Here is a 12259-nt window from a genome sequence, read left to right as displayed (position 1 = left end):
ATTTCAGCCTCCCGTTCATCTTCTTTCACATCTGGCGGTTCTGCGCCCCCGGACTTTTGAGCAACGAGAAAAGGTACGCCTTCCCCTTCGTGATCGCCTCGACCCTCTGCTTCACCATCGGCGCCCTTTTCTGCTACTACCTGATTCTTCCCTACGGGTTGTCGTTTCTCCTGAGCTTCGCCACCGACAGCCTGGTCCCCCAGATTTCGATCGGCTTCTATATCTCGTTCGTCTTCAAGCTGCTCCTCGTCTTCGGGCTTGTGTTCGAGGTGCCCCTCATCACCCTCTTGCTCGTCAAGATCGGGGTGGTGACCCCGGAGTTCCTCACCTCGAACCGGAGCTATGTCATCGTCGGCGCGTTCGTGGTGGCCGCAATCCTGACACCCCCCGACATCGTGACCCAGTTGCTGCTTGCCGGGCCGCTGCTCGCCCTCTATGAGATCAGCGTCGTCATCGCGAAAGTCATGGCCCGGAAGAAGAAGGCGAAGGCGGCGGCCGAGGAAGAGGAAGATTCGGCGTGAGCCTGCCCGATCCGCGAAATCCCCGGGACGCGGCCGATCGGCTGATCTGCGCGCTGGATGTGCCCTCCCTCGATGAGGCCAAGGCGCTTCTCGATGCGCTTGCCGGCCGTGTCCGCTGGTTCAAGGTCGGGATGGAGCTTTTCACAAGCGCCGGCCCGCTTGCGGTGGCGGAAATTCTCGCCCGCGGGGCCGGGGTGTTCCTGGACCTGAAATTTCACGACATTCCCACGACGGTGGAGCGGGCTGTCGCCGCCGCCGGCGAGCTGGGCGTCTCCCTGCTTACCGTCCACGCCTCGGGCGGCCCCGCCATGCTCGAGGCCTGCGCCCGGGGGCGGGATCGCTGCGCGGCGCCGCCGGTCATTCTGGCCGTCACCGTGCTGACCAGCGTGGATCAGACCACCCTCTCGGCCACCGGCATCGAGCGGCCGATGGAAGCGCAGGTCCTCGCAGGCGCCCGGCTGGCGCAGGAGGCCAGAATCGACGGCATCGTCGCCTCCCCCCGCGAGGTGGCCTCTCTCCGGAGAGAACTGGGGGATGGCCTGCTCATCGTGACACCGGGCGTGCGCCTGGATGAGGGCGGGCACGATGATCATGCCCGCGCCGAGACCCCGCGCAAGGCGATCGCCGCCGGCTCGGACATGCTGGTCGTCGGGCGGCCCATCCGCGACGCAAAGGACCGGGAAAAGTCCATTCGGGCATTTTTGGACAGCATTGATGCGGGGCTCCGGGATCGCGAAAGGCCGCCCGCCTGACCCTTGCAGCCGAGCCGTTCGATGTCAGAGCGAATCCACCTTCTCATTCAGGGGCGCGTGCAGGGCGTCGGCTACCGGATGAGCGCGCAGTGGAAGGCGCGCGAGCTGGAGCTCTGTGGATGGGTGCGGAACCGGCCGGATGGGGTGGTGGAACTCGTGGCGGAAGGGCCGGCGGAAGTCCTCGACGCGCTGATCGCCTGGTGCCGGAGCGGGCCGCCGATGGCCCGTGTGCGGGACGTGCAGATCACGCGCGAGGCCGCACGCGGGGGTTTTTCTTCGTTTGAAATCCGGTGAAGGGCGCCCGGCCTAGACGCCGGTGTAGCCGGTGAGGAAGATCAGATACGAGCTGAGGATGGTGAGGTAATCCGAGATCAGCAGCAGACCGACGAGAAGGAGCAAGGCGCTGCTCCCCAGCTCGACCCCCCGCATGTAGCGGCGGAATGACTGATAAAACTTGAAAAAGTAGCCCACCCCCAGGCCACTCAGCAGGAAGGGCAGCCCCAGACCCAGGGAGTAGCCCACCAGAAGGACGACGCCGCGCCCCACCGTCTCCTGCGTTCCGGCGTAGAGGAGAATGCTCCCCAGGATAGGGCCGACGCAGGGGGTCCACCCGGCTGCGAACGCCACCCCGACGATATAGCTGCCCGCCCAGCCGGCCGGCTTGCTCTGGATGGAAACCCGCTTTTCCTGCGAGATGGCCGGGAAGAACACCGCCACCGCCATGTAGAGGCCAAAGGCGGCGAGCACGCCGCCCGCCGTCGGGAAATCCCGCGAGAGAACGAAGAGACCCCCCGCCACCGCCGCAACAGCCGCCGCCGCCGTCCCCGCCGCGGGAAGGCGGGAGATGACGCGCTGAAGCCTGAAGTCGAGGGCGCGATCCCCGATGTAGAGGCCGAACATGGTGATCAGGATGCCGCCAGTGATCCGGATGCCGCTCTGATAGTCGAAAAGGATCTTCCCCAGATAGGAAACGCTCGCCCCCAGGGCGATGAATACCGTCGAAAAGCCCGCGATGAAGAACAGGGAGTTCACCAGGATGAGCGCACGGAGTTTTCCCTGGTCCGCGCCTTCGCGGACTTCCTCGTAGCTCAGGCCCGTGATGAAAGAAATATAGCTGGGGAAAAGCGGAAGAACGCAGGGAGAAGCAAAACTCAACACACCGGCGATGAACGCCAAACCGATGGAAACACTCTCCGGAGCCATCTTACTCTCCCACGCAAACCCAGACGGCGGACTTTTCTTATTTTACAATGACCCGGGCAAAAGCCCCGCCTCCGGAAATCTCAAGCCCGGTGATAAAATAGTTGTACGTCCCGGGGCGGACAAACGCCAGGCTGGCGGTAGCGCCGGGCTCGATGGCCGAGCTGATGAATGTGCCATCGGAGGCCAGAAAAAACAGCGTCGGCGCCTTCGTCGAATTCCGCAGTAGATTCCCCTCGTTGAACACCATCGAGGAAAAACGGTCCGTGGCATTGAACCAGATGACAGTCGTGCCCGGTGCCACCGTGACGGCCTGCGGGAAAATGCCCTCCCGATCGACGCGCACCACACGGTATTTGCCAAAGCCCGGAAGTTGCTTTGCCGCTTCAGGCTTTGCTGCTTTAGGCTTTGCTGCTTTAGGCTTTGGCGCTTCAGGCTTTGCCGCTTCAGGCTTTGCCGCTTCAGGCTTTGCCGCTTCAGGCTTTGCCGCTTCAGGCTTTGCCGGTGCCGCTCCTTCCGACACCGGTCCCGAGGCCAGCAGCGCCAGAAGGCACCCTATGAGGAAAAACATCCACGGCGCGCGGAAATTCCCGGCCTTCGAGTGCCAGATTGTCAATTCCCCGCCTCCACGATGGCGGCCATTGGATCCTGGATCTCGATGGCATCCTCTCGTCCGGGCCCGGTCGAGATGTACCAGATGGGCCGCCGAGTGAGCTTCTCGAGATAATCAATATACTCGCGCGCCCTTGGCGGCAGATCATCAAGGGAGCGGACCCCGACCGTGGAAGACTTCCATCCGGGCAATTCCTCGTAGATCGGCTCGCACTGTTCAAGGACACTCGCCTCGGCGGGAAAGGTATCGGTCTCTTTTCCTTTCAGGCGGTAGCCCACGCAGACGCGGATGGTATCCAGATTGTCGAGCACATCGAGTTTGGTCAGAAAAAGAACGTCCACCCCTGCAACGTGAATCACGTGGCGGGCCGCCACCCCGTCGAACCAGCCGCAGCGGCGGGGCCGGCCGGTCGTCGCACCGAACTCATCGCCCTCGGCCCGAAGCCGCTCGCCCTCTTCGCCGTGCAGCTCGGTAGGGAAGGGACCCTGCCCCACGCGGGTGCAGTAGGCTTTCATCACCGCCAGCACTCTGGTGATGCTCCGCACGGGAAGCCCAAGGCCGGAGATTGCGCCGCCGACTCCGGTGTTGCTTGAGGTCACGAAGGGATAGGTGCCCATGTCCACGTCCAGCAAAACTCCCTGGGCCCCTTCGAGGAGAATCCGTTTCTTCTCATTGAGGGCTTCGTACATCTCCTCGTCGGTGTTCCGGACATGGGGCGCGAGAATGTCCTGCACTTTTCGGCAGACGCCGAGGATATAGCTCTCATCGAGGGCCTGCCGCTCCTCATCGGAGAGTTCGATGTCACCGAGGGCACGCTTTTTGATAGCGAGACTCACCCGCACCCGCTCTCCCAGCACCTTGCCGTCGAACAGATCGCACACCCGGACGCCGAGACGGGCCGCCTTGTCCGAGTAGGCAGGGCCGATCCCCCGGCCGGTGGTGCCGATCCGGTTCACGCCCAGGAGCTCTTCCATATGGGCGTCAAGTACCTTGTGGTAGGGCATGATGAGGTGGGTGCGCTTGCCGACCACGAGATTGCTCCCGACGTGGACTCCGTTCTCGCGCAGGGTTTCGATCTCCTCGGCGAGCGCCACCGGATCGAGGACAACCCCTGAGCCGATGATGCAGCGCACGTGCGGATGGAGGATGCCGGTGGGAACGAGATGGAGAACGAAATGCTTCCCGTTCACCACGACGGTGTGCCCGGCGTTGGCGCCCCCCTGGTAGCGGACGACCACATCCGCCCGGCGAGCGAGAAGGTCCACGACCTTCCCCTTGCCTTCATCGCCCCATTGGCCGCCGACAACCGCGAGAACGCTCATGGTACGTCTCCCCGTGTACCTACCTCCGACACCAATTCCGCGATGCTGTAACGCCCCCGCTCCTTCCCGGAGGAGTCCATCAGGCGCACTTGTCCTGATCGGCCGCCCGTGGCGTCCACGACCAGACAGCAACCGATTCCCGCCTTCCGGGCATAGGCCAGCGAGGCCGGGAGATCGCGGCGCATGATATCGCGGGCGACGTGCCAGCCGCACGCCCGCAGTTCGCGCGCCGCCGTCATCCCGATGCGCTTGGCATTCGTGAAGTCAATTACGAGAAAATCTGGCGCGCCGTTCCGGATGCCGTTCTGCGAAGCCACGCGAAGGAGATGATCGACATCCATGGCGAAGCCGGTGCCGAGGCCGTCCGTTCCGTAGCGGCCAAGCAGTTGATCGTATCGCCCGCCGCCGCACACGGGATACCCCGCGCCCTCCACAAAGCCTTCGAAGATGACGCCCGTATAGTAGTTGAAATTCCGGAAATCGCTCAGATCGAAGATCACTTGCTCGGCGATGCCGTAGAGCTCGAGCATTTCGGAGACCTGCCGGAGTTCCGCCAACGCCCGCCTGGAATCGCGGTTCGCCACCAGCTTTTCCGCCCGCCGGAGCACTTCGCCGCCGCCGAACAGCTCCGGGAGCGCAAGCAGCACCTTCGCGCTTCCGTTCCGCGAGCGCACCTCCTTCGTCAGGCTGCGGAGGCCCGCCACATCGCGGCGCGCCACTGCTTCGAGCACTTCCGTCCGCTGGCTGCCCTCCAGCTGAAACTCCTCCAGCAGGCCCTTGAGGAAAGCCCCGTGCGAAAGCGACATCCGGAAATTCTCCACCCCGTTGACGCGGAAACACGTCGAGGCGATGGCGATCATCTCCACATCCGCCTCGAGCGACATCAGGCCGATCAGCTCGACCCCCGCCTGGCGGTACTCCCGCTGAAGCAGACCCGCCACATGGGCGTGACGGAACACATCGGTCACATAGCACAGCCGCAACGGACGCGGCTCTTTCGCGAGCAGGGTGCCTGCGATGCGGGCGATCTGCGGCGTGACGTCCGAGCGCAGCGCCAGAAGTCCGCCGCTCTCCCGGTCCACGAGGCGGAACGTCTGTTCCTCGCGCACCTCGCCGCCCGTCTCCGGGCCGCAGAAGTCGAACGCGGAGGTCACGATTTCCCGGAACCCCCAGCGCCCGAACGTATCGAGGAGGCGCTGCTCCACCTGTCTTTTCCGTTCGGCCTGCTCCGGCAGAAAAACCTTGGCGCCCGCCGGCATGGCCCGGTTGAAGTCCATATCACCCGCCACCATCAATTGTTTCCATCGTTTTTCTGCACGCGCACCAATTTCACATCATAAATGTTCGGCACCGACCGAAGCTCATCGAGCACATCGTCGGGGATCGGATCATCGAGATTCAAAATAGCCACCGCCCGTCCCTTTTTTTTCTGTCGGCCGAGCTGCATGCCGGCGATATTGACTTTGTGATTTCCCAGCAATGTCCCGATCGTGCCGATCATACCCGGCTGATCGTCGTTCTTGAACACCAGCATAAACCCTTCCGGCACGGCATCTACCGCCAAATCATCGATCAGGACGATGCGCGGCTCTCCGGTGCGGACGAACGTACCGGCGACGGAGCGTTCACCCTCCCCGGTCCATACCTTGATCTCGATCAGATCCGTATACACGGGCATCTCGCTGCGCTTCGTCGTATCCACCTCGATCCCGCGCTCCTTGGCCAGAAGGAGAGCGTTGACGAGATTCACCCGCGCGCCACTGAGGAAGTGGCTCATCACCCCTTTGAGCGCGGCCGCCGTCAGGGGACCCATCGGGTTCTCCAGCGGTCCGCCATAAATCACCTGGAGCCGCTGCACCCCGCCGCTCGCCAGCTGCGCGAGAAAGCTCCCGAGCCGCTCGGCGAGATCGATGTAGGGCCCCAGCCGCTCCAGTTCCTCGGGTGTGAGGGAGGGCAGGTTGACCGCGTGGGTGACGATGCCCTCGGACAGATAGTCCACAATCTGGCGCGCCACGCTGGTGGCCACGTTCTCCTGCGCCTCCTCGGTCGAGGCGCCGAGGTGAGGGGTGCAGACCACCTCATCGCGAAAAACGAGCGGGCTCTCCTTGCCCGGGGGTTCGACTTCGTATACATCCAGCGCCACCCCGGCGATCTTCCCTTCGTCCATGGCTTCGGCCACGGCCGCCTCATCCAGCAGCCCGCCGCGCGCGCAGTTGATCAGGCGAACCCCCTCTTTCATCTTCTCGATCTCTTCGCGCCCGATCAGGTGGCGCGTTTCGGCGGTCACCGGCACATGCAGGGTGATGTAATCGGACTGGGCGAGCAGCTCATCGAAGCTCACCAGCTTGACACCGCGGCTGGAGGCCGCCTCCGCCGAGATGAACGGATCGTAGGCGATGACGCTCATCCCGATGTCCTTGGCGAGCCGCGCCACGGTGGAGCCGATCCGGCCGAGGCCCACTACCCCGAGTATCTTCGAGAAAATCTCGCCGCCGACGAAACGGGAACGCTCCCACTTGCCGGACTTGACCGAGGTGACCGCCGCCGGAATCTTTCTCGCCAGCGAGAAGATCAGGGCGATGGTGTGCTCGGCGGTGGTAATGACGTTCCCGTCCGGGGCGTTGATCACGAGGATGCCCTGCCGGCTTGCGCTTTCAAGATCAATGTTGTCCACGCCGATCACGGCGCGGGCCACCACCTTCAACTGCTCGCCCGCCTTCAGAACCTCCTCGTCCACCTGGGTCGCGCTGCGGACAATGAGCGCGTCCACGCTCTTCATGCTGGCAATGAGTTCTTCCCGGCCGATGCCGGGCTGATTCAGAACCTCGAAGCCGGCGGCAGAGGTCAATATTTCCTGGGCCCTGGGCGAGAGGGGTTCGGCGATCAGCACGCGGTAGCTTTCCGTCATTTCGAAAAAATCTCCTGGGCCGCGGTCAATCCGGATCCCTTTTTCAAATGGTATCCCAGTTCGGCCAGCGTCTCTTCCAGCGCGCCCACGGCCACCAGGATGTCGGACTCATCCACATAGCCCAGATGGCCGATCCGGAAAATCTTTCCGCTGAGGCCGCCCTGCCCGCCGGCGATGGTGACACCGTGGCCGCTCTGCATGGTCCGGGGGATCGCCTTTCCATCTACACCCTCCGGCACCCGGACAGCCGTCACAGCTTCGCTCCGCAGATCGCGCGGGAAGATTTCCAGGCCCATGGCCTCGACCGCCGCGCACGTCCCGGCCGACAGGCGAGCGTGGCGGGCATAAACGGCCGCGCGCCCTTCCTCCTGCATCATCCGGAGGGAAACCTGAAGCCCGGCGATGAGGGAGATGGCGGGCGTCCAGGCCGTGGTGTTTTTCGCCTGGCTCTTCCGCTCGGCCCGCAAATCAAAATAATACCGGGGCGACGCCGCCGCCTCGGCCGCATCCCAGGCCCGATTGCTCAGCCAGATGAAGGCCAGCCCCGGCGGAAGCATGAGGGACTTCTGGCTGCCGGTCACCACCGCGTCCAGCCCCCATTCGTCCGGACGGATGTCGTATACCCCGAGGGCGGTAATGGCATCCACGATGAGAAGCGTATCGGGCGATGCACGCCTGGCCGCCGCCGCGATCTTCTCGATGTCGTGCTTGGCGCCCGTTGAGGTCTCGCTCGCCTGCACGAGAAGGGCCCGGTATTTTCCTCCCGAGAGGCGGCGCTCCACCTCCCCGACATCGGCCGAGCGGCCCTCCTCCACCTCCATCACATCCGTGTCCATTCCGAAGGCCCGGGCGATCTCCCCCCATCGCTCGCCGAACTTTCCACCCTGGATGACCAGCACCCGCTCGCCGGGAGAGAGGAGATTCGCCACCGCCGCCTCCATCCCGCCGGTGCCCGAAGCGGCCAGCGTGATGACATCTCCTTCTACCTGGTAAAGCCAGGAAAGACCCTTGCGCACCTCGGCGAAAACCGCCTCAAACTCCTCCGTCCGGTGGTGGAGAAGGGGCCGGGCCAGGGCCTCGAGAACCTCGGGGGGGACCTGCGTCGGTCCCGGAGCAAGCAAATGGTACTTGCGCATAACGTTCCTCATTCCGTCCGGGGCATACCGGACGACCAGAATTCTAAAAAGGTCAGAGAAGGGTCGCCCTCCCTTCTCCAAAATAACGGGCTCGGATTCTAGGAGATGGGATGGTCTTTCATGGAATCAACTCGCGGCCGATCCCCTCGCCCATCCGCAGAGTACCGATGCCGGATGAGGCCAGGTGGAAGAAGGTTAAAAACCACTCTGCCCGGCTCAACTCCGAGCGAGGGGCAGGGTATCCATCGTCCGTGGGGGTGTCAACCAACAAGGCAGGCGGAAATCGAGGCCGGGGTGCCCCATAAATCCAATGATTTCAGTAGGAAAAGACTTTTCCCCGAGCATGGCCCGCTCCCGGGCTCCAGCCCTTCCCCGGCGGTGCGGACGATCGGGTCACACCCGATTCCGCCCGCTTTTTCCTTACCTTCTCAACTTATAGATGAAGATATGGCTTTGAACGCTCCCGCTCCCGGCGCTCGAATTGGCATTGACGATGACCAGATCGTTGGAACCATCGTTGTCCGCATCGCCGAACGCGAAGTCGGCAACACCCGAATCGGTCTTCCGGGCGCGCCATATCTCGGACAGCCCGCTGCCGTCCCAGATCAGACTGATCACCTGCCCGCCGGATACTCCGAGACCGGGTGCGATGCGCGAGGCACCGTACTCGTTCTTGATGACGAGAACCTCGCGAACACCGTCCCCGTCCACATCCTCGTACAGAATGCGCGAGCGGATCTGGAATATCGGTGCGCCTTCGTCGGCCGCCCGACTCTGTCCGATTTGCCCGGGGTCGTAGTATTCCTTCTGGACAGAACCGCCGTAGGTTTCCGAACTCGTGTACCGGACGGAACCCCGCCGGGAGTAAACTCTCATCTTGTCGTCGTCTCCTTTCTCGACGACATCGAACGAACCGCTCCCCAAAAAGTCGGCCAGCCCGAATCCGAGAATGGTCACATTCGGAGGAAGGGTGTAGGGCGCCGCCTGAGAGATCTTCTGCCCCGACCAGCGGTAGCGCATAATGGGGCCTTCGAGCGGATTGTGCGTCCCCTGGGCCTGCCCCAGCAGCAGGAAGGCCTCGCTGTCGGGAATCTTCCCGTCCCCTTCCGGGCGGCGGACCCGAATGAGGCGGAAGAAGACGTTCATATCCTCCGCGAGTTTCTTGAACCCTTTTCCGTCCGGCTCCAGAACAATGGACAGCAACGAGCCATAACGGTAATTCGCAATATACACTTCCGGCTTGCCGTTGCCGTTCATGTCCGCGGCATCTATCCACCGGAAGTCGTTGGAGACGCCCGCAACGAAACGCGCCACCTCCCGCATCCGCCCCTCGCTTATCTGGTAAGCAATGAGTTCGTGGGAGGTGATGATCAAAATTTCATTCTTCTTGTCGTTGTCAATGTCGGCGATCGTCACGCCGCGAAATGTGACATCGTTGAACACAAAATTGCTTACACTGCCCCGCGCTCCAGGAACGCCGAGGCGGTTCCGGGAAAAACTCGAATTCGCAAGGGGCCTTCTCGCCTGCCGGCCGCCGGCGCCACGCCGAAGGGTCTGCTCCTTGGGTGTACGTTGCTCAAAGGGCAGTTCGTCCACGATCGTCACGGCACGGAAAAGCTCCTTCCGGGTAGTCAAGGAAAGAAGTCGGCTGGTGATCACCTTCTTCTGGCGAATTTCGGAGATGATGTTCTCCAGCGCCAGATCGCCGCGGATCTGGTTCCGCAGGCGGATGGCGTTGTCTCCCTTCAAAATCTGATCGACGGCTATCGCCGTCTCAAGAAGCCACACCTGCAGGCGGTCGGCATCAAAAACATCGAAACGGCCGCCGGCCACAAGAGTGTTCGCCAGCTCCCGGGTCAGGATATCTGAACTAATAAATTCCTTCGTCGTATTGTTGAACGGCAAAACGGCCAACCTCAGCTTCGAGGAAGAAAGCCGGGCCAGATCCCCGACCCGGGGCACGAGTTCTTTGCCCGGCGTGAGGCGGACCATCCGGACAATCGAAAACTTCTCGCGCACTTCAACCACGCTGGCGACGCCGATTTCCTCTTCCAGGGTTCCAAGCACGGCCCCGGTCGTCGGATGTTTAAAGGGAGCCCCCTTCCTGTAAATACTCATACGGATTCCTTCGGAGGCTCCATCCTTGGCGCTGATGCTGAGATACAAATCCCCCCCCTTCACAGCCACAATCTGTCCTTCAAGATGGGGAAACTTCTGATGCAGCTTGTCGCTGATGATCGAGAGCGCGCTTCGGTAGTCCACGGGCGTTCCGCCGCCCGGCTGACGGCGGGGCTGTCCGCTCGAGGGAACCGCATCTGCCCACGCGAAAACGAAAAGAAAAACCAGGAATGTCAGAAGAAATCGACGGTTGTACATGGAAGCGAATGTCCCCCGCAAACTTCAGGCAGCGGCACTGGCGACAACTTTCGTCCCAGCCAGGCGATCTCCAAGAGATCGCCCCTTTTTATCCAAGAATACCAGGACGTGCCCCAATCCCAGGGGGACCGTCGCAGCCAGTCCGCCGAAGTAGCGCAGCACGGCTTGCATATATCCCACGGGACGATCGTCCAAATCAACTACCCGGAGTCCAATCAGCGCCTGGCCCACCGTCTCCCCTCGCAAACCAACGAAATAGACCGAATACAGCAACGACAGTAAAAACAGCACCATCAGATCAAGCGCCAGGACAAGGACAAGGGCTTCCATATTCGAAAAAACCGAACCTGCTACCTGGGCGACAATGAAATGCGTCCCCCCGGCAAAAATGAGTTCCAAAACACCCACCACGCCAACATCTACGAGCGCGGCCAGTAAACGCGACATCATGCCGATCGCCGCGGGGGCGGCGTCATCTTCTGCATCCACTCCCGCCATTGCGGCCACGGGCTCTGCAAACGCCTCCGCTTCGACTTCATCATCCACGGGTGCCGGTCCATCTTCGGGGATAAACGCCTCTATCTCTTCTTCGTCGTCAACGTCGGCCGTGGCTGGCGCCGGCGCACTTTCCCCCAGCAAGTCTTCCAGGTCGGGGGAAACATTCCCCGCCGGATCCGCATCGGCCACCGTCGCTTCGCCTTTACCCGTTTTCTCGGCAGGGGGGGAGAAACTGGAAAGCAGATCGTCCAGATCTCCCTGGCTCAAAATTCCCTCGTCTGCTCCTGCGGGCTCCTCCGCAGACGCTTCACCCGAACCCTCGGCCGCAGGCGCTTCACCCTCGGCCGCAGGCGCTGCTACCCCCGCTTCCTCTCCGGCCAACAACTGATCCAGATCATCGTCCGGAATCTCCGCGTCCTGGACATCAGCATCCGCTACCACTCCCTCGCGAATCGCAGTTTGCGCGGCCTCTTGTTCCGCGAAGGCTTCGTCCCACATACCGGAGAGGTCATCCTTGCCGCTTTCGGTGGAAACAGCCGCTGCACCCGCCGGCTCGCCCGAAGTCTCCTGTGCCTGCGACGCTTCCTGTTCCGCGAAAGCCTCGCCCCACAGATCGTCGATGCTCTCCTCTCCCGAATCATCCGCAGAAGCTTCGGCAGGTGCGGGCGCATCTGACCCGGCTACCTGGGCCGCCTCGCCCGCCGACTGCTCTGCCATCGCTTCCCCCCACAGATCATCGAGGGCGGCGTCATCGCCCGAAGGAGACTCCGCCGCCGCAGGCTCTTCCTGCGTGGGCGCTTCCGCCGCTTCGGGCTCCTCCGCCGCTGCATCCAGAAGAGTGGTCAGATCGTCTTCGGCGACAGCTTCTGCCTGTGCCGGGGCTTCGGCTTCATCGAAAAGCGCTGTCAGATCATCATCCAACGCAGACATCTC

General features: G+C 62.7%; 11 protein-coding genes. 3 read left to right on the top strand and 8 right to left on the bottom strand.

Annotated features, from left to right (window positions below; all coding sequences use genetic code 11):
* The 3 genes from tatC to O2807_05030 form a co-directional block, all read left to right on the top strand.
* Positions 1-521 (top strand): twin-arginine translocase subunit TatC (gene tatC / locus O2807_05040; protein ID MDA0999869.1); only part of this gene is annotated, 521 nt, incomplete at its 5' end.
* Positions 518-1273: an orotidine-5'-phosphate decarboxylase gene (gene pyrF / locus O2807_05035; protein MDA0999868.1), complete on the top strand. Its 756-nt coding sequence runs from the start codon at positions 518-520 to the stop codon at positions 1271-1273. The genes tatC and pyrF, both read left to right, overlap by 4 nt.
* Before the next feature lie 21 nt (positions 1274-1294).
* Positions 1295-1567, top strand: a complete 273-nt coding sequence (locus tag O2807_05030; GenBank protein ID MDA0999867.1) for an acylphosphatase — start codon at positions 1295-1297, stop codon at positions 1565-1567.
* A 12-nt stretch (positions 1568-1579) separates the two neighbouring features.
* Here O2807_05030 and O2807_05025 read toward each other — a convergent pair whose 3' ends face one another.
* The 8 genes from O2807_05025 to O2807_04990 form a co-directional block, all read right to left on the bottom strand.
* The gene (locus O2807_05025; GenBank protein ID MDA0999866.1) at positions 1580-2476 is read right to left on the bottom strand and encodes a cytochrome c biogenesis protein CcdA; all 897 of its coding nucleotides are present in this window, start codon (positions 2474-2476) and stop codon (positions 1580-1582) included.
* A 37-nt stretch (positions 2477-2513) separates the two neighbouring features.
* Positions 2514-3089, bottom strand: a complete 576-nt coding sequence (locus tag O2807_05020) for a hypothetical protein (GenBank protein MDA0999865.1) — start codon at positions 3087-3089, stop codon at positions 2514-2516.
* Positions 3086-4408 carry an adenylosuccinate synthase gene (locus tag O2807_05015; protein MDA0999864.1) on the bottom strand — a complete coding sequence of 441 codons (1323 nt, stop codon included), beginning with the start codon at positions 4406-4408 and terminating at the stop codon, positions 3086-3088. The genes O2807_05020 and O2807_05015 overlap by 4 nt, the downstream gene beginning before the upstream one ends.
* Positions 4405-5700 (bottom strand): ATP phosphoribosyltransferase regulatory subunit, encoded by a 1296-nt coding sequence (gene hisZ / locus O2807_05010; GenBank protein MDA0999863.1) that lies wholly within the window; start codon positions 5698-5700, stop codon positions 4405-4407. Before hisZ ends, O2807_05015 begins: the two co-directional genes overlap by 4 nt.
* Positions 5700-7316: a phosphoglycerate dehydrogenase gene (gene serA / locus O2807_05005; protein MDA0999862.1), complete on the bottom strand. Its 1617-nt coding sequence runs from the start codon at positions 7314-7316 to the stop codon at positions 5700-5702. The genes hisZ and serA overlap by 1 nt, the downstream gene beginning before the upstream one ends.
* Entirely contained in the window at positions 7313-8452 is a 1140-nt protein-coding gene (locus tag O2807_05000) for an alanine--glyoxylate aminotransferase family protein (protein ID MDA0999861.1), read from the bottom strand. The genes serA and O2807_05000 overlap by 4 nt, the downstream gene beginning before the upstream one ends.
* A gap of 420 nt (positions 8453-8872) precedes the next feature.
* Positions 8873-10828: a VCBS repeat-containing protein gene (locus tag O2807_04995; GenBank protein MDA0999860.1), complete on the bottom strand. Its 1956-nt coding sequence runs from the start codon at positions 10826-10828 to the stop codon at positions 8873-8875.
* Between the two features lie 24 nt (positions 10829-10852).
* Positions 10853-12259, bottom strand: a 1407-nt coding sequence (locus O2807_04990) for an RDD family protein (protein MDA0999859.1), incomplete at its 5' end; no start/stop codon positions are given.

It is taken from the genome of bacterium, assembly GCA_027622355.1.
GTDB lineage: Bacteria > UBA8248 > UBA8248 > UBA8248 > UBA8248 > JAQBZT01.
This window is presented reverse-complemented; position numbering and strand designations above follow the sequence as displayed.

Excerpts from the sequence above, each read along its gene's own strand:
- hisZ (MDA0999863.1), bottom strand. The coding sequence starts at position 5,700 with ATGGTGGCGGGTGATATGGACTTCAACCGGGCCATGCCGGCGGGCGCC.
- O2807_05025 (MDA0999866.1), bottom strand. The coding sequence starts at position 2,476 with ATGGCTCCGGAGAGTGTTTCCATCGGTTTGGCGTTCATCGCCGGTGTG.
- O2807_05030 (MDA0999867.1), top strand. The coding sequence starts at position 1,295 with ATGTCAGAGCGAATCCACCTTCTCATTCAGGGGCGCGTGCAGGGCGTC.
- serA (MDA0999862.1), bottom strand. The coding sequence starts at position 7,316 with ATGACGGAAAGCTACCGCGTGCTGATCGCCGAACCCCTCTCGCCCAGG.
- O2807_04995 (MDA0999860.1), bottom strand. The coding sequence starts at position 10,828 with ATGTACAACCGTCGATTTCTTCTGACATTCCTGGTTTTTCTTTTCGTT.
- O2807_05015 (MDA0999864.1), bottom strand. The coding sequence starts at position 4,408 with ATGAGCGTTCTCGCGGTTGTCGGCGGCCAATGGGGCGATGAAGGCAAG.
- O2807_05000 (MDA0999861.1), bottom strand. The coding sequence starts at position 8,452 with ATGCGCAAGTACCATTTGCTTGCTCCGGGACCGACGCAGGTCCCCCCC.